The organism is Rhodococcus sp. NPDC056960, assembly GCF_042674125.1.
GTDB lineage: Bacteria > Actinomycetota > Actinomycetes > Mycobacteriales > Mycobacteriaceae > Rhodococcus_F.
Genome location: NZ_JBHURF010000044.1, coordinates 21,083 through 36,673, shown reverse-complemented (window position 1 = coordinate 36,673; position 15,591 = coordinate 21,083). Strand labels below are relative to the sequence as shown.

Sequence of the window (15,591 nt, the reverse complement as noted above, 5' to 3'; positions counted from 1 at the left end):
CGGGGTCTCGGATGTCACGATGACCGAGATCAGTCGCAAACAGCGGCCGGCTTCAGCACAGACCAGTCGAAAGCAGTGGAGGATCGTCGATGAGCGCACCCACCTACAACGGACCCGGATTCAGCGGATCCAACGAAGCCCTCATGACCCCGGGCCAGGTGGCTGCCCTGTTCCATGTCGACCCGAAGACCGTGACGCGATGGGCGCACGCGGGCCGGCTCGGATCGCTGCGCACCCCGGGCGGGCACCGGCGCTTCCGTGAGGCCGAGGTCATGCAGTTGCTCCGCTCGCTGACCACGGAGGCGGGCCGACCGTAGCTGCGGAGGCGGGCCGACCGTAGCTGCGGAGGCGGGCCGACCGTAAGGCTTAGTGCCCGATGCACCCGGACGCCCTGCGACCCGGGTAGGTGCCCTCTGCCGCCGTCGCGGCTACGCTCGAGGCATACCGGCTACCCTCGAGCGGTGTAAGGAGGTGCGCGGTGATCTATCTGTTGGCGCTCATCGGGCTGGTGACCGTGGCGGTCCTGCTGTGGAAGGCCTTCGGCCCGAATACGAATCCGGTGCTCAGCAAGCGGGTGCTGGGTCCCGACGACGATCCCGACTTTCTGTGGAAGGTGGATCGCGAGGCCCGTCGGAAGAAGTCCGACGAACCCGATACGGGTCCGGCCGACCAGGCCGGGTGACGCGACGCCGGAGGTGCCGGGCTGCCCGGCACCGTCCGGCGCCACTGCGTCAGCGACGGTCCTGTAGCGCGAAACTGGACGCCGGGAAGTCCGCGGCGACCGCGGCCGCCAATTCGAGGAGAGCGTTGCGCGTCTTCGGGCGCAGCCGCTCGAGGTCGATTTCGGCGCCCTCTTCGAGGTGCGGATCGAACGGGATCAGCCGGACCAGGCGGCACCGCTGCTCGAAGTGCTCGACGACCTTCGGCAGATCGACCTTGCCCGACCGCGGGCGCACCGCGTTGACGACGGCCACCGACCGGGCCACCAAATCGCGGTATCCGTGGGCGTCGAGCCAGTCGAGTGTGGCGGAGGCGCTGCGGGCGCCGTCGACGGAGCCCGAACTGATCACCACGAGCGCGTCGGCCTCTTCGAGGATCGTCTGCATCGCGGAGTGCATCAGTCCGGTACCGCAGTCGGTGAGGACGATGCTGTAGAACTTCTCGAGCATCGTGACGGTTCGCGCGTAGTCGTCTGCGCTGAAGGCCTCGGAGACCGCCGGGTCGCTGTCGGAGGCGAGCACTTCGAGCCGGTGCCGGCTCTGCGACGTGTAACTGCGGACGTCGCTGTACTTTTCGATGCTCTGCTCGTCGCGCAGCAGGTTGCGGACGGTGGCGGGGGTCTCGAGCGGAATCTTCTGACTCAGGGTGCCGCGGTCGGGGTTGGCGTCGACGGCGATGACGCGGTCGCCGCGCAGCGACGCGAAGGTGGACCCGAGGGTGGCGGTGGTGGTGGTCTTGCCCACTCCGCCCTTGAGACTCAGCAGGGCGATCTTGTAGCACCCCTGCAGTGGCTGGTTGACCTGCCGGGTCAGTTCGATACGACGCTGTTCCTTGGGGCTGTTGCCGACGTTGATGTAGCGGCCGGAGAGCCGGTACAGCGCCTTGCGCCATCCGGTGGTGGGGGCGGGCTTGACCTGCTTGAGGAGCAACGAGGTCGACAGGTCACGGGCCGACACCGCGTACTGCTGATCGGCATTCGAAACGGGCTGCCGGTTCGCGGTCGGTACGAACTGCTGCTGCGGCTGGGCAGGGGCGGCGGGCGCAGGGGTTTCCTGCGGCGGCGTGGGGGCCGCCGGTGCCTGGGTCTGTGGCCGCGTGGGTGCGGCGGGGGCCTGGGCAGGGGGCTGCGCGAACGGGTTGGGACCCTGCGGCTGAACGTACGGAGCCTGCCGCGCGGCGTTCCAGGCCACGGCCGATCCGGCGTCGTCCGCGGGCGGGTTCGATGCCGGCCGTACCGGCTCCCACAGGCCGGCGTTGTTTTCGGACATGGCTGAACATCCCCCTCGTGAAGTCTCCATCGCCCCCACCGGATTTCCACCGGACGGAGACGTCGCGGCGGAAGGATATCAGTCGATGGCGACCATCAGTTCAAGCCCGCGTACGAGTGCAACCCCGACACCACCATGTTGATGATGAACAGGTTGAACAGCATCGCGACGAAGCCCGCCACGTTGATCCACGCGGCCTTGGTGTCGCGCCACCCGGACGTCGCGCGGGCGTGGAGGTAGGCGGCGTAGATGACCCAGGCGATGAACGACATCGTCTCCTTGGGATCCCAGCCCCAGAAGCGGCCCCAGGCGGCCTCGGCCCAGATGGCTCCGAGGATGACACCCGCACCGAACAGCGGGAACCCGATGATCGTGGTCTTGTAGGCCAGCCGGTCCAGGGTCTGGGCGTCGGGCAGGCGCTCCGCGATCCGCCCGAAGACGCCGGTGCCCTCCTCGCCGCGGCGGTACCGCATGCGCAGCAGGAACAGCAGGCTGGCGATGCCCGACACCAGGAAGACGCCGGAGCCGACGCTCACGATGGTGACGTGGATCGGCAGCCAGTACGACCGCAGCGCGGGGACCACGGGAGCCGCGTCCGCGTACAGCACGGTGGCGGCGAGGAACATCAGGATCAGGACCGGGACGAGCAGGAACACCCACATCGCCCGGTAGGCCGGCTTCGACAGCAGTGCGAGTCCGACGACGAGCGTGGCGGCGCAGGCCATGGTCACGAACTCGTACATGTTGCCGAGCGGGAACCGTTCGGTCGCGAATCCGCGGAGCACGATCGAGGCGAAGATCAGGACCGTGCCGACGACGAGCACCGCAGCGCCCATGCCACCGAACCGCTCGGACAGCGGTTTCTTGGGCTGCTCGATCAGCCGGCCGGGAACGGTGGCGTCGGCGGCCGGGGGTGCGCCCGCGCCGGCCGCCACGAGTTCGCGGTCCTGCACGGCCTGCGCCCGCGTGGACGCGTACTGCACGATGAGCAGCACGAGCGCCAGCGCCAGCACGGTGAAGGCTGATCGGAAGGCCCAGTCGCTGTACTGCGCCAGTGTCTCGTTGGTCGTCATCGTTGGCTCTCCTGCGCGTCAGGCTTCGTGTCGTCCGTGAGCAGACGGGTGCAGAGCCGGCCGAACTCGTCGCCCCAGCCGGCCTGATCGGTCCGGGCGAGTCCACCAAGCTCTACTACAGTACGTCGTGGCCCGCCCGCCGCGGCGTCCGCGGGGTAGATGCGGGCCCAGATGCGGCGGCGCTTGACCAGGAGCGAGACGAGAAGTCCCGCCATCATCGTCAGGGCCGACACCAGCACCCACTGCTGCGCCGGGTCGTGCGACACCTGCAGATTGACGAAGTCCACGGCGCCGTCGAACCGCACCTGGGTGCCGTCGGCGAGGGTCGAGCTCTCCCCCGGTTTCAGGTTCACCCGGTCCTGCTTCACGAGCCGGCCCTGGTTGATCAGTTCCGTGTTGAGCGAGAACAGCGACTGCGGGTTGCCCGTGTCGAGGCCGGTGTCGCCCTTGTAGATGTCGATGGCGACGGCCGGGTCGTTCATCGCCGGGTAGCTCGACGCCAGCAGGCTGCCGTGGAGCAAGGCGGTGGGGGCGAACAGACCCTCGATCGCGATCTGATTCTTCCGGCGCTCGTCGGTGTCGGGGTACATGCCGCCGGGCGGGTCGAACCGCATGGCGCCGCTGCTGAGGAATGTCGTCGCGTCGTCCGGACGCCACTGCAACGTCTCGGTGCGGGTCTCGCCGTTCGGGAACGTGACGGTGAACGTCGGCGCGTACCCATGGCCCTGCAGGTAGACGCGGTCACCCTCGACGCGCAGCGGGTGGTTGACCTGCAACTGTCCGTCCCGCCACGTGTTGGTCTCGAGGTCGTCGCCTGCCTGGTAGGAGATGTTGGACGTGAACATCTCGGCCTGACCGCTGTCGAGGTAGTCGGCCGCGAAGTCCTTGACCTTCACGCACAGCGGAGTCATGCCGGTGCCGTCCTGCGTGTTGCCCGCCTTGAACGAGTCGAAGACCGCGGGCGACGTGGTGCAGAAGCCGGGACCGTCGTTCGCGACCACGATCACGTTGCCCTCGTATCCGAACAGCTTGCCCACGGCGATCGCGACGAGCAGCCCGACGAGGGACAGGTGGAAGACGAGGTTGCCGAGTTCGCGCAGATATCCCTTTTCGGCGGAGATGGTGATCTCACCGTCGTGCGCCGCACGTTCTCCGCCCTGGCGGGTCTGGATCCGCCACCCCTTCAGATGGGTACGGATGCGGGCGGCGAGTTCCTCGGGTGTCTCGTCGACCCGGTCCTCGTGGTGGTGCGGAAGTCGCGCGAGGTTCCGCGGGGCAGGCACCGGACGCGTCCGGAGGGCCTTGGCGTGGTCGACGCAGCGCGGCAGGATGCAGCCGACGAGGGAGATGAACAGCAGGACGTAGATCGCGGTGAACCAGAAGCTGCCGAACACGTCGAACAGTTCGAGCTTGTCCATCCACGGGCCGAGGGTCGGCCGGTTCGCGATGTACTCGTCGACCTTGCCCGCGTTGAGGCTCCGCTGCGGCAGCAGCGCACCGGGAATGGCCGCGAGCGCCAGCAGGAACAGCAGCACCAGCGCCGTGCGCATCGACGTGAGGCCGCGCCAGGTGTTGCGGACGAGCGCGAACGCGCGGCCCGGGAGCGATTGACGGGGTACCGGTGCGGCTTCCGGGGCCTCGGGGGTCTGGATGTCGCTCATATGGGGAGGGTCACTTCCGAGATAAAGGCGTCGCGAACCCAGCCGACGAACTGGTCCCACGCGCCGGTGACGAGGGCGATACCCACGGCCACCAGCATGATTCCGCCGAAGATTTGGATGATGCGCGCGTTGCGGCGCAACCAGCCGACACCGCGCAGCGCACGGGACGAGCCGAGCGCCAGGATCACGAACGGCAGCCCGAGGCCGAGGCAGTACGCGACGATGAGGGCCACACCGCGGGCCGCGGTGGCGCCGTCGGTGCCGGCGGCGAGGGAAATGACACCCGCCAGTGTCGGGCCGAGGCACGGGGTCCAGCCCAGCGCGAACACGGCGCCGAGCAGCGGGGCACCTGCGAGGCTGGAGATGCGGCGCGGCTCGAGACGGGTGTCGCGTTGCAGCGCTGGGATCAATCCGATGAACACCAGACCCATGGCGATGGTGACCACACCGCCGACGCGCATCAGGACGTCGCGGTTGATCGCGAGAGCCGAGATGGCACCGAACACGGACGCGGTGGCGAGCACGAACACCACGGTGAAACCGGCGACGAACAGGGCGGCCGCACCCGCGACCCGCAACCGTCCGTCCGACACGGTCTTCGTGCGGGTGGCGGCCTCCTCCGCGGTGACGGCCGGGGCATCGGCGCCGACCACACCCGCGAGGTAGGACAGGTATCCGGGAACGAGCGGCACGACGCACGGCGACGCGAACGAAACCAGACCGGCGAGGACGCACGCACCGAGCGCGAGGAGCAGCGGTCCGGATGCCGCGGTGGTCTGGAAGGCGTCGCCGACACCGCCGGCGAGAAGGGTGGTGCTGGTGTTCACGATTCCTGCGCCACCCGTTCGACCACCGGCTTCAGGTCCTCGACGAGCAGTTCCTTGAGGAATACCGCGGCCACGCGGTGTTCCCGGTCGAGCACGATCGTCGTGGGGATGACGCTCGTGGGGTAGTTCTGGCCCAGTGCGATCATCGTCCGCATCGCGGGGTCGTAGATCGACGGATACGACACCTTGTTGTCGATCACGAAGTCCTGCGCCTTGTCCTGCTGGTTGTCCCGCACATTGATCCCGAGGAACGCCACACCCTGATCCTTGGTCTCCTCGTACACCTGCTCGAGGTCGTTCGCCTCACCCCGGCACGGACCGCACCACTGCCCCCACACGTTGAGGACCACGACCTGGCCCGCGAAGTCGTCGAGCGAGGTGGTCTTGCCCTCGGTCATCAGGTCGGGTCCGGACACCGTGCCGATGGTGCCGCGGTCGGACGGCGGGTCGTAGAAGATCTCCGTCTTCCCGCCCGGCGACACGAAGTCGAACGTGCCGCCCTGAGCCACGGCGTCGTCGCCGGACGCACACGCCGACAGTGCCACCGCGGCCGTACAGATCACCGCGAGAAGCCCGGCGAAGCGCCCCCGACTCATGCCCCGGTCACCCTCGGATCCGATGCGCCCGCGGGCTCCGAGTACACGATGTCGATGAGGGTGTCGCCCTCGTAGACGAGCGACGTCAGGGACGCGAGACCGCACTGACGGTGGCGCGGGTCGTGCCACAGCCGCTCGCCCTGGAGGAAGCGGCGGAGGGTCCAGACGGGGAGCTGGTGGCTGACGACGACGGCCTCGTGGCCCACCGCCGACACGCGTGCGCTGTTGACGGCGGCCAGCATGCGGTGCGCGATCTGCAGGTACGGCTCACCCCACGACGGCGTGAACGGATCGCGCAGTTTCCACCAATGCCGGGGCCGGGACAGCGCGCCGTCGCCGACGGACACCTTGAGACCCTCGAATTCGTTGCCCGCCTCGATGAGGTTCTCGTCCGTGGCGATCTCGACGCCGTGCGCGTCGGCGATCGGGGTGGCCGTCTCCTGCGCCCGCTGCAGCGGCGACGACACCACGTGCGTGATGTCGTGCTTGGCCAGCACCGACGCCACGGCCCGCGCCTGCGCCTCACCCGTCACCGACAGCCGGAACCCGGGGAGCCTGCCGTAGAGGATTCCGCGCGGGTTGTGCACCTCGCCGTGCCGGAGCACGTGCACGATGGTGCGGGTCTGGGCGTGGTCGGGATGATCGGCTTCGGTCACGTTGCAGTTCCTCGGGTCGGGGCGGGAGGTGAGGTGGGTGTCGGCGGCGGGACTGCCGGTCACCGGAGGGGACGACACGTCAGGGCTGGACGGCCGCGGCGGCGGCCTCGGCGGCATGGGGCAGTGCGTCGGCGATGATCGAGAACGCCTTGTCGTCCATCGCGGCGGAAACGAACCACGCCTCGAACGCGCTCGGCGGCGGGTACACCCCGCGCGAGAGCAGTCCGTGGAAGAACGCGGGGAAACGCCAGGTCTGGGCGGCCTTGGCCCCGGCGTAGTCGGTCACCGGGTCTTCGGTGAAGAACACGCTGAGCATCGTCCCGGCGGTCTGCACCCGGTGCGGCACGCTCGCCGCGGTCAGTGCGTCGGACAGCAGGGTCCCGAGGGTGGCGCTGTTGCGCTCGAGGGCGTCGTACACGCCCCGGTCCGCGGCGCGGAGGCTGGCGAGCCCGGCCGCGACGGCGACGGGGTTCCCGGACAGGGTGCCCGCCTGGTAGACGGGCCCGGCCGGCGCGAGATGGGCCATGACGTCGGCGCGACCACCGAATGCGGCGGCGGGCAGCCCACCGCTCATCACCTTGCCGAACGTGTACAGGTCACCCGCGACGCCGTCGAGGCCGAACCAACCGGCGGAGCTGACCCGGAATCCGGTCATCACCTCGTCCATGATGAGCAGTGCACCGTTGTCGCGGGTCAGCGTGCGCAGGCCCTCGTTGAATCCGGGCTGCGGCGCCACCGCGCCCATGTTGCCCGCGGCGGCCTCGGTGATGACACACGCGATCTTGCCTTCGTTGGCGGCGAAGGCTGCGGCGACGGCGTCGAGATCGTTGTAGGGCACGACGATGGTGTCCTCGGCCTGCGCGCCCGTCACGCCGGGCGACGTGGGGAGGCCGAACGTGGCGAGTCCGGAACCGGCGTCGGCCAGCAGTGCGTCGACGTGTCCGTGGTAGCAGCCGGAGAATTTGAGGACCTTGGTGCGGCCGGTGAAACCGCGGGCGAGGCGGACGGCGCTCATGGTGGCTTCGGTGCCGGAGTTGACCAGGCGCACCTTCTCCACCGGCGCGACGCGGGCCACGATCTCTTCGGCCAGTTCGATCTCACCCTCGGTGGGGGCGCCGAACGACAGTCCGGTGGTGGCCGCCTTCTGCACGGCCTCGACGACGGCGGGGTGCGCGTGCCCGAGGATCATCGGTCCCCAGGAGCAGATGAGGTCGACGTAATCGTTGCCGTCGACGTCGGTGAGTGTGTAGCCGGACGCTTCCCTGATGAACCGCGGGGTGCCGCCGACCGAGCGGAACGCCCGCACCGGGGAGTTGACGCCGCCGGGAATGACCAGATCAGCCCTCTCGAAGAGCTGGGCGGAACGGGATGCGTGCACGTCGGGGTCACCGGAGGAAACAGTCACGGCCTCCAGTGTCCCAGTTCTGTCGAATTTGCCAACGACAGGGTGTAGTGGGTGGCCAGGATCACTCCGCCGAGCCCTCGAACCGGCCGTGCCGCGCCACCGGCGGTCACAGATTGCCGCGGGCCGCCTGCTCACGTTCGATGGACTCGAACAGGGCCTGGAAGTTGCCCGCCCCGAATCCGAGCGAGCCGTGCCGTTCGATCAGCTCGAAGAACACGGTCGGCCGGTCGCCCAGCGGCTTGGTGAAGACCTGCAGGAGGTAGCCGTCCTCGTCGCGGTCGACGAGGATTCCGCGCTTCTGCAGTTCCTCCACCGGCACCCGCACCGTGCCGATGCGGGCGCGCAGCTGTGGGTCCTCGTAGTACGCGTCGGGGGTGTTCAGGAATTCGACGCCCTCGGCCCGCAGCGCGTCCACCGTCGCGAGGATGTCGCCGGTCGCCAGGGCCAGATGCTGGCAGCCCGGCTCACCGTAGAACTCGAGGTATTCGTCGATTTGCGACTTCTTCTTGCCCACCGCGGGTTCGTTGAGCGGGAACTTCACCCGGTGGTTGCCGTTCGCCACGACCTTCGACATGAGCGCCGAGTACTCCGTCGCGATGTCGTCGCCGACGAATTCGGCCATGTTCGTGAAGCCCATGACCTGGTTGTAGAACCGCACCCAGTGGTCCATCCGGCCCATCTCGACGTTCCCGACCGCGTGATCGAGCGCCTGGAACAGGCGGGCCGGCCTGCCCGGTCGCCCCGCGAAGCCGCTCGCGCGGGCGACGAACCCGGGCAGATAGGGCCCGTCGTACCGGCTGCGGTCGACGATGGTGTGGCGGGTGCTGCCGTAGGTGGCGATCGCCGCCAGTCGCACGGTGCCGAACCGGTCCGTGACGTCGCGCGGCTCGTCGAGAATGGTGGCGCCGTGCGAGCGCGCGTGCGCGATGCAGCGGTCGACGTCGAGAACTTCCATGGCCAGGTCCACCACACCGTCGCCGTGGGCCCGGTGATGGTCCGCGAGCGGGCTCTTCGGATCGACGGCGCCGTGCAGGACGAACCTCGCCGACCCGGACTCGAGCACGAACGACTTGTGCGCGCGCTGACCGGTCTCCGGTCCGGCGTACGCGACGAGGGTCATGCCCCACGTGGAGACGAAGTACTGCATGCTCTGCGTCGCGTTGCCGCACACGAACACCACGGCGTCCATCCCGACCACGGGAAACGGGTCTGCGGCGTCGTCGTGTTCGACGAGCCCGACCAGCTGTCGGAGTTCGTCGGTCTCCAGGTGCGCGGCCACTTCGTGCGGCGTCAGGCGGATGTCGGCGATAGTCATATCTCACTGTGATCCAGCTCACACCACTGCGCAATGGTGCGTCTTGCCGCTGTTCAATCTGTACACAATGCTGGATCGAAAGACGGTTCGACACTACACAGTGACCAGGGACGCCATGAGTATCGATCAACTCGACGCCGCGCTGCTCGACCTCCTCCACGCCGAGCCGAAGGTCGGCGTCCTGGAGGCGTCGCGACGCCTGGGGGTGGCGCGCGGCACGGTTCAGGCGCGGCTCGACCGACTCGAACGTTCCGGTGTGATCACCAGTTCCGCCCCGACCCTCGACCCGGAGGCGCTGGGGTTCCCCGTGGTCGCGTTCGCGACCCTCGAGATCGCCCAGGGCAACGGGCACGCCGCCGTCGTCGAGCATCTGACCGCCATCCCCGAAGTGCTGGAGGCGCACACCATCACCGGAGCCGGCGACGTCCTCGTCCGCGTCGTGGCACGCACTCACGCCGATCTGCAGCGAGTGATCAACTCGATCGTCGACGGGCACAACGTCCTGCGTTCGTCGACCGTCATCGCCACGCAGACGCAGATCGCTCTGCGGCACGATCAACTCGTCCGAGCGGCGGTCCCCCCGACCTCCGTCAACGCTCCTCGGGACTCAGCTCGTCCAGCAGCGCACTGAGCAGGTAGCAGGCGTCGTCGAACCGGTCGTGGCCGACGATGCCACCCCAGTGGCGCTCGATCTCGGCGACTCGCACCGCGGCATCCTGCAGCGCCTGCCGTCCGCGCGCCGTCGGGACGACCAGCTTCGCGCGCCGGTCCCGAGCGTCCGGAACCCGTGCGACGTACCCCAGATCCTCGAGATCGTTGATCAGTTCGGACGTGGCGGACAGGCTCAATTCGGCACGGGCCGCGATCTCCGTCAACCGCCGGCCGTCCCAGCCGATGTTGCCGAAGATCTGCAGATGCGGCGGCCGGATGTCGCCGTACCCGCGCTCCGCCATGGGCTCGCTCAACTCGCGGCGGAACTCGTGCAGCAGGCGCACCAGCAACTGTCCCACCGCCGGCCGATCGGAGGGCAGACCTCTTGACCGTTCCATGACACAGGAGAATACTACGGTTACCGAAGTTTCGGTTTCCGAAGCAACACTCGACCACACGCACCTGGGGCATCCCATGGACACACAATCGATTACCCGGACCGTCCCCACGACCGTCGGGAACCTCGCCGTCCACGTCATCGGCAGCGGACCGCCGGCCCTACTCTGGCACAGCCTTTTCGTCGACTCGACGACGTGGACGCCCCTCCGCAGCCACCTGGTCGGACAGCGCCGGTTGATCTCGATCGACGGACCCGGACACGGGGCCAGCACCGCCGTGCAGCGACGGTTCACGATGGAGGAGTGCGCGGAGGCGGCCATCTCCGTCCTCGACGCGCTGGGCGTCACCGAACCCGTCGACTGGGTGGGCAACGCCTGGGGCGGGCACGTCGGACTCGTCGCGGCCGCTCACACTCCCGACCGGTGCCGCAGCACGGTCACCATCGGAACGCCGCCCCAGGCCCTCACCCGGCGGGAACGCGCCGAGATCGTTCCCATGGTGTGGGCCTACCGCATCGCCGGACCGATACCACCACTCACGACCGCCGTGATGAACGTCGTTCTCGGCAAGGAACTTGCACGAACGCACCCGCAACAGTTCCAGGCTGTAGCCCATACCTTCCGGCAGGCGCCGCGCCGTGGCATGCACGAGGCGATGCAGTCGATCATGTTGCACCGCAAGGGGCTGGAGCCACTTCTCCCCCGGATCGGAGTGCCGACTCTGATGGTCGTCCCCCGCGCAGACACGATGATTTCCCTCGACCAGGCCCGGGCCGCCGCGGCGACGATGCCGCACGCTGCGGCCACCGCGGTGGACGGCGCCGGCCACATCACACCCCTGATCTCCGACCCGGCCGGACTCGCCGACCTGATCACCGCGTTCTGGCGCGACCCTTCGGGATACCTCGCCGCGTCGGCGGACGTACGGTGACCGGCGGCCGCCCGGTGCCGGATCCTGCCGGTCCGGGGCAGGAGTCGGTGTGGGACTACCCGCGGCCGCCGGTGGTGCAACCGAGCGACGAACTGGTCGAGGTGTGGTTCGGCGGACAGCTCGTCGCACGCACACGCAGCCCGCTGCGACTGCTGGAGACGAGCCACCCGCCGACGTACTACCTGCCGCGCGCGTGCTTCGCCGAGGGGGTCTTGCGTTCGGTCGACGGGAGCACGGTGTGCGAGTGGAAGGGGCGGGCCGACTATTTCGATGTCGTGGCGAACGGACACGTCGCCGACCGTGCGGCGTGGCATTATCCGCGGCCGGTTGCCGGATACGAGTCACTCGTCGGGCACGTGGCAGTCATGCCGGGTTCGATGGACGGCTGTTTCGTCGACGGGGAGCAGGTCCGGCCCCAGACCGGGGGCTTCTACGGCGGGTGGATCACCGATCGGGTAGTCGGTCCGTTCAAGGGCGGTCCCGGCAGCCGATTCTGGTGACGGGCCGGACCCGTGACGGCGGCACGGTGCGCGGGAAGTCCGGTGGTCCGACACGGCGAACGGCGCATTGCGGAGTGCGGCACGCACCGCCGGTGTTACGGTCGGCCGGAGGAAGGTGGTCGCAGATGCGTAGAGCACGAATGCTTCTCGTCGGTATCGGCATCGCAACGGCGGCGGCCGTGACCGGCACGGGCATCGCCGCCGCAGCCCCCGCGCCCCAGCCGGGTGAGCGCGTGACGACGCTCCAGGTTCCGCCCATCGGCACGAGTCCGCTTCTGGCGGCCTACTTCACGGTCGAGGCGGTCACGGGCCGCGCTCCCGGAGTCGTTCTGCTGCGCACCGTGAGCGAGTGCTACGTCCTGAATCCGATCAGTGCGCAGACCTGCATACCCGGGCCGGGCAACAACATGCGGGCCAACGCCGTGCGGGTGAACTGGCTGAACGTGAACACCGGAGCGAGTGGCGCGGCCACGATCCCCATCGGCACCGTCGGCTCGACCGACTCGCCTCGCCCGGAGATCGATGTGGCCACCGGCGCCGGACGAATCGTCGTCAGCACGACGGCGCCGGCCGAGTACCCGCAGTCGCTGCTCCCGGGCTTCGGCACGTTCGACGTGCCCTGATCACCGGTCCCGTGCCTCGACTCACATCGCTCGCCTCACCGCGGCGGCTAGTGTCGAGTCATGGCCACCACAGCTGACCACCTGAGAAGCACACTCGACGGACGCTGGCGCGAGGTGCGCGAGCGCGTCCGGGCGGAACTGTCCGGCACCCCCGATTTCGCACCGCACTACACCCCCGACCTCGACGAGGCCCGCGCGAAGACCCTGGCGCAGTTGCGTCTGCTCGCGAGCAACGGTTACGCCGCCGACGGATTCGCGAAAGCGCACGGCGGCACCGGTGACGCCGGCGCCGCCGTCACGAGCATCGAGATGCTCGCGATGTCCGACCTGTCCCTGATGGTCAAGGCCGGGGTGCAATGGGGGCTGTTCGGCGGCGCGATCGAGAACCTCGGCACCGCGCGCCATCACGAGGCCTATGTGACGCGGCTGATCGACCTGGATCTGCTGGGCTGTTTCGCGATGACCGAGACGGGGCACGGCAGCGACGTGCAGGCGCTCGAGACGACCGCCACGTACGACGCGGATGCGGGCGAATTCGTCGTCCACTCCCCCACCCCGTCCTCACGCAAGGACTACATCGGCGGCGCGGCGCAGCACGCGACGATGGCGGCCGTGTTCGCGCAGTTGATCACGGGCGGCGAATCCCAGGGCGTGCACTGCTTCGTGGTGCCGATCCGGGACGAGGACGGCAACGACCTCCCCGGCGTCCACACGTCGGACTGCGGCTACAAGGGCGGGCTCCCCGGCGTCGACAACGGCCGAATCACGTTCGACCAGGTGCGGATTCCGCGGGAGAACCTGCTCAACAAGTACGCCGACGTGGAGCCGGACGGCACCTACACCTCACCCATCGACAACGCGAACCGCCGCTTCTTCACGATGGTGGGCACCCTCGTGCGGGGACGCGTCACCGTGGGTGGGTCCGCCGGCGCCGCCGCGCGCGTCGCCCTGTCGATCGCCACCCGGTATGCGTTGCAGCGCAGGCAGTTCAATGCACCGAAGGCCGAGGACGAGGTGTTGCTCATGGACTACCTGGTGCATCAGCGCAGGCTGTTCCCGTTGATCGCCCGGTCCTACGCCCTGCAGTTCGCCCAGAACGAGCTCGTCGCCAAGATGCACGAGATCCAGAGCAGCGACGACGCCGACGCGCAGGAGCAGCGCGAACTCGAAGGCCGCGCCGCCGGACTCAAGGTCGCGAACACCTGGCACGCCACTCGCGCGATCCAGGAGGCCCGCGAGGCGTGCGGCGGCGCCGGGTACATGGCGGAGAACCGTCTCACCGCGCTGAAGGCGGACACCGACGTGTTCACCACGTTCGAGGGCGACAACCACGTCCTGACCCAGCTCGTCGCCAAGGAACTGCTCACGTCCTACGCGGACGAGGTGCGCGGCATGAGCCCCGTCGAGTGGATGCGCTTCGCCGCCACCACGGTGTCCGACGTCGTGAAGAAGCGCACCGCCGCACAGCAGATCATCCAGACGATCCTCGATACCCGGCAGGACAACGAGGAAGACGGGAGCCTCTTCAACCGCGGCACACAGCTCGCCATGTTCGAGGACCGCGAGCAGTACCTGCTCTCGACCGCGGCCCGCCGGCTCCAGGGTGCGCAGAAGCGTGAGGAGAACCCGTTCGACGCCTTCAACTTCGTGCAGGACCACGTGCTGCACGCCGCGCAGGCTCACATCGACCGGATCGTGCTCGAGGCGTTCGTCGCCGGTATCGACGAATGCGAGGACGACGAGGCCCGCGACCTGCTCGGCGACGTCTGCGACCTCTACGCGCTGAGCGTCATCGACGAGGACAAGGCGTGGTTCATGGAACACCGGCAGCTGTCGGTGGAGCGCTCGAAGGCGGTGCAGCGGGGCATCAACGAACGATGCCGGTCGCTGCGGCCACATGCGGAGACACTGATCGCGGGCCTCGGGGTGCCCGAGGCGCTACTCGGTTCCGCGATGCTCGACGGTCCCGGGACCGACACCGTCCGCAAGACCCAGATCTTCCGGTGACTCGTCCGGTGCGGGCTCGGCGGGTTCGCCCGCCGGGCCGGCCCGGAACCGGCGCACCGAATCGATCACCAGCAGTCCTGCGACCGTGACGAGTCCGGCGGCGACGGCGATCCACGATCCTGAATACGCGGTTCCCTCGAACGAGGGCGCGCCCGGAGCCACGGGCCCGAACTCCGACGTGACCTGCGCGTGGTTCCAGCACCACACGGCGAGAACGACGCCCACCACGGCGCCGATCCACTCGGCAGCCGCCACCACGGCGCGGCGGTTCATTCCGCCGACCCGCCCGCCGACTTGGCGAGCAGGCTTTCGAGCTGCGCGCGGAGTCCGTCGTCATCTTTCGCCCAGGCCTGCACCAGGGCGCCGCCTCGCAGTCGGAGCCCGATTCCGGTGCGTCGCCGGGGAACCGCGGACAGCTCGCCCAGACTCCGGGCCGTCTCCCACGGCTGCTGCTCGTACGCCTCGGGGTCGGCGGGGGGCATGATCTTCGAGATCTCGGTGATCGGCAGGTCTTCGGTGCCCTGCCGCAGCGACGACGACGTGAGTTCGACGCTGGCGTGCCTCCGGGCCGCGATCACTTGCACATAGACGAACCCGCTGAGCAGCACCGCGAACAGCGACAGCGCGAACCAGTGCACCACCGGGCCGGTCAGCAGTTCGATGATCAGGGCGATCAGGCAGAGCACCGGGCCGAACGCCACCATCCGCCAGCGGGCGCCGGGTTCGCTGAACAACACTGCCGGTTCGGTCACCCGCTCATCCTGCGACATCGTGCCCCGGGAGGAAAACGTAGGGCTCGTCAGGAGAGGACACCAGGGATGACGACGAGCAACAGAGTCAGCAGAACGAAAGCCACGATGATGGCGAACATCAGTGCTTCTTTGCGAGACCCGTGTGCTCGATCGTCAGCGCGCATGGAGATTAAGCCCTTCGGTCGATATGAAGTCTGTCGTCTACCCT

The 15,591-nt window shown here is 68.8% G+C and carries 18 protein-coding genes; 7 read left to right on the top strand and 11 right to left on the bottom strand.

The window, feature by feature from the left end:
• Positions 1–89: 89 nt before the first annotated feature.
• Entirely contained in the window at positions 90–317 is a 228-nt protein-coding gene (locus ACFTWF_RS41545; protein WP_005252019.1) for a BldC family transcriptional regulator, read from the top strand.
• A 161-nt stretch (positions 318–478) separates the two neighbouring features.
• Positions 479–682 carry a hypothetical protein gene (locus ACFTWF_RS41540; protein WP_185725183.1) on the top strand — a complete coding sequence of 68 codons (204 nt, stop codon included), beginning with the start codon at positions 479–481 and terminating at the stop codon, positions 680–682.
• A gap of 49 nt (positions 683–731) precedes the next feature.
• Here the strand turns inward: ACFTWF_RS41540 and ACFTWF_RS41535 are convergent, their stop codons facing one another.
• The 8 genes from ACFTWF_RS41535 to hppD form a co-directional block, all read right to left on the bottom strand.
• Complete coding sequence (locus ACFTWF_RS41535; RefSeq protein WP_378466896.1) at positions 732–1,988, bottom strand: MinD/ParA family protein; 1,257 nt, start codon at positions 1,986–1,988, stop codon at positions 732–734.
• 95 nt (positions 1,989–2,083) lie between these two features.
• Positions 2,084–3,061 carry a c-type cytochrome biogenesis protein CcsB gene (gene ccsB, locus ACFTWF_RS41530; RefSeq protein ID WP_378466895.1) on the bottom strand — a complete coding sequence of 326 codons (978 nt, stop codon included), beginning with the start codon at positions 3,059–3,061 and terminating at the stop codon, positions 2,084–2,086.
• Positions 3,058–4,722 (bottom strand): cytochrome c biogenesis protein ResB, encoded by a 1,665-nt coding sequence (locus tag ACFTWF_RS41525; RefSeq protein ID WP_378466894.1) that lies wholly within the window; start codon positions 4,720–4,722, stop codon positions 3,058–3,060. The genes ccsB and ACFTWF_RS41525 overlap by 4 nt, the downstream gene beginning before the upstream one ends.
• The gene (locus ACFTWF_RS41520) at positions 4,719–5,549 is read right to left on the bottom strand and encodes a cytochrome c biogenesis CcdA family protein (RefSeq protein WP_378466893.1); all 831 of its coding nucleotides are present in this window, start codon (positions 5,547–5,549) and stop codon (positions 4,719–4,721) included. The genes ACFTWF_RS41525 and ACFTWF_RS41520 overlap by 4 nt, the downstream gene beginning before the upstream one ends.
• On the bottom strand, positions 5,546–6,145 hold the full coding sequence (locus ACFTWF_RS41515) for a TlpA disulfide reductase family protein (RefSeq protein ID WP_378466892.1): 600 nt from the start codon (positions 6,143–6,145) through the stop codon (positions 5,546–5,548). Before ACFTWF_RS41515 ends, ACFTWF_RS41520 begins: the two co-directional genes overlap by 4 nt.
• Positions 6,142–6,801: a histidine phosphatase family protein gene (locus ACFTWF_RS41510; RefSeq protein WP_185725189.1), complete on the bottom strand. Its 660-nt coding sequence runs from the start codon at positions 6,799–6,801 to the stop codon at positions 6,142–6,144. Before ACFTWF_RS41510 ends, ACFTWF_RS41515 begins: the two co-directional genes overlap by 4 nt.
• Positions 6,802–6,880: 79 nt before the next feature.
• Positions 6,881–8,206 carry a glutamate-1-semialdehyde 2,1-aminomutase gene (gene hemL / locus ACFTWF_RS41505; RefSeq protein ID WP_378466891.1) on the bottom strand — a complete coding sequence of 442 codons (1,326 nt, stop codon included), beginning with the start codon at positions 8,204–8,206 and terminating at the stop codon, positions 6,881–6,883.
• 106 nt (positions 8,207–8,312) lie between these two features.
• Positions 8,313–9,521: a 4-hydroxyphenylpyruvate dioxygenase gene (gene hppD / locus ACFTWF_RS41500; protein ID WP_378466890.1), complete on the bottom strand. Its 1,209-nt coding sequence runs from the start codon at positions 9,519–9,521 to the stop codon at positions 8,313–8,315.
• Positions 9,522–9,636: 115 nt separating this feature from the next.
• Between hppD and ACFTWF_RS41495 the strand changes: the two genes are divergently transcribed.
• Positions 9,637–10,152 carry an Lrp/AsnC family transcriptional regulator gene (locus ACFTWF_RS41495; RefSeq protein WP_378466889.1) on the top strand — a complete coding sequence of 172 codons (516 nt, stop codon included), beginning with the start codon at positions 9,637–9,639 and terminating at the stop codon, positions 10,150–10,152.
• Here the strand turns inward: ACFTWF_RS41495 and ACFTWF_RS41490 are convergent.
• The gene (locus tag ACFTWF_RS41490) at positions 10,112–10,570 is read right to left on the bottom strand and encodes a MarR family winged helix-turn-helix transcriptional regulator (RefSeq protein WP_378466888.1); all 459 of its coding nucleotides are present in this window, start codon (positions 10,568–10,570) and stop codon (positions 10,112–10,114) included. The genes ACFTWF_RS41495 and ACFTWF_RS41490 overlap by 41 nt on opposite strands.
• A gap of 76 nt (positions 10,571–10,646) precedes the next feature.
• On the opposite strand from ACFTWF_RS41490, the gene ACFTWF_RS41485 reads away from it, so the two are divergent.
• From ACFTWF_RS41485 to ACFTWF_RS41470, 4 genes are all read left to right on the top strand, one after another.
• Positions 10,647–11,501 carry an alpha/beta fold hydrolase gene (locus tag ACFTWF_RS41485; RefSeq protein ID WP_378466887.1) on the top strand — a complete coding sequence of 285 codons (855 nt, stop codon included), beginning with the start codon at positions 10,647–10,649 and terminating at the stop codon, positions 11,499–11,501.
• Complete coding sequence (locus tag ACFTWF_RS41480; RefSeq protein ID WP_378466886.1) at positions 11,498–12,001, top strand: DUF427 domain-containing protein; 504 nt, start codon at positions 11,498–11,500, stop codon at positions 11,999–12,001. Before ACFTWF_RS41485 ends, ACFTWF_RS41480 begins: the two co-directional genes overlap by 4 nt.
• Positions 12,002–12,126: 125 nt before the next feature.
• The gene (locus tag ACFTWF_RS41475) at positions 12,127–12,624 is read left to right on the top strand and encodes a hypothetical protein (RefSeq protein WP_378466885.1); all 498 of its coding nucleotides are present in this window, start codon (positions 12,127–12,129) and stop codon (positions 12,622–12,624) included.
• 60 nt (positions 12,625–12,684) lie between these two features.
• Positions 12,685–14,631: an acyl-CoA dehydrogenase gene (locus ACFTWF_RS41470; RefSeq protein ID WP_378466884.1), complete on the top strand. Its 1,947-nt coding sequence runs from the start codon at positions 12,685–12,687 to the stop codon at positions 14,629–14,631.
• On the opposite strand, the gene ACFTWF_RS41465 is transcribed toward ACFTWF_RS41470, so the two are convergent.
• Together ACFTWF_RS41465 and ACFTWF_RS41460 are read right to left on the bottom strand one after the other, a co-directional pair.
• On the bottom strand, positions 14,563–14,904 hold the full coding sequence (locus tag ACFTWF_RS41465) for a hypothetical protein (RefSeq protein ID WP_378466883.1): 342 nt from the start codon (positions 14,902–14,904) through the stop codon (positions 14,563–14,565). The two genes, ACFTWF_RS41470 and ACFTWF_RS41465, sit on opposite strands and share 69 nt — an antisense overlap.
• Complete coding sequence (locus tag ACFTWF_RS41460; protein WP_378466882.1) at positions 14,901–15,383, bottom strand: hypothetical protein; 483 nt, start codon at positions 15,381–15,383, stop codon at positions 14,901–14,903. Before ACFTWF_RS41460 ends, ACFTWF_RS41465 begins: the two co-directional genes overlap by 4 nt.
• Positions 15,384–15,591 lie beyond the last annotated feature (208 nt).

What these genes read in the sequence shown, in the direction of transcription:
- ACFTWF_RS41545 (WP_005252019.1), top strand. Translation starts at nt 90, where the DNA reads ATGAGCGCACCCACCTACAACGGACCCGGATTCAGCGGATCCAACGAA.
- ACFTWF_RS41535 (WP_378466896.1), bottom strand. Translation starts at nt 1,988, where the DNA reads ATGTCCGAAAACAACGCCGGCCTGTGGGAGCCGGTACGGCCGGCATCG.
- ccsB (WP_378466895.1), bottom strand. Translation starts at nt 3,061, where the DNA reads ATGACGACCAACGAGACACTGGCGCAGTACAGCGACTGGGCCTTCCGA.
- ACFTWF_RS41525 (WP_378466894.1), bottom strand. Translation starts at nt 4,722, where the DNA reads ATGAGCGACATCCAGACCCCCGAGGCCCCGGAAGCCGCACCGGTACCC.
- ACFTWF_RS41515 (WP_378466892.1), bottom strand. Translation starts at nt 6,145, where the DNA reads ATGAGTCGGGGGCGCTTCGCCGGGCTTCTCGCGGTGATCTGTACGGCC.
- hppD (WP_378466890.1), bottom strand. Translation starts at nt 9,521, where the DNA reads ATGACTATCGCCGACATCCGCCTGACGCCGCACGAAGTGGCCGCGCAC.
- ACFTWF_RS41495 (WP_378466889.1), top strand. Translation starts at nt 9,637, where the DNA reads ATGAGTATCGATCAACTCGACGCCGCGCTGCTCGACCTCCTCCACGCC.
- ACFTWF_RS41490 (WP_378466888.1), bottom strand. Translation starts at nt 10,570, where the DNA reads ATGGAACGGTCAAGAGGTCTGCCCTCCGATCGGCCGGCGGTGGGACAG.
- ACFTWF_RS41485 (WP_378466887.1), top strand. Translation starts at nt 10,647, where the DNA reads ATGGACACACAATCGATTACCCGGACCGTCCCCACGACCGTCGGGAAC.
- ACFTWF_RS41475 (WP_378466885.1), top strand. Translation starts at nt 12,127, where the DNA reads ATGCGTAGAGCACGAATGCTTCTCGTCGGTATCGGCATCGCAACGGCG.
- ACFTWF_RS41470 (WP_378466884.1), top strand. Translation starts at nt 12,685, where the DNA reads ATGGCCACCACAGCTGACCACCTGAGAAGCACACTCGACGGACGCTGG.
- ACFTWF_RS41465 (WP_378466883.1), bottom strand. Translation starts at nt 14,904, where the DNA reads ATGAACCGCCGCGCCGTGGTGGCGGCTGCCGAGTGGATCGGCGCCGTG.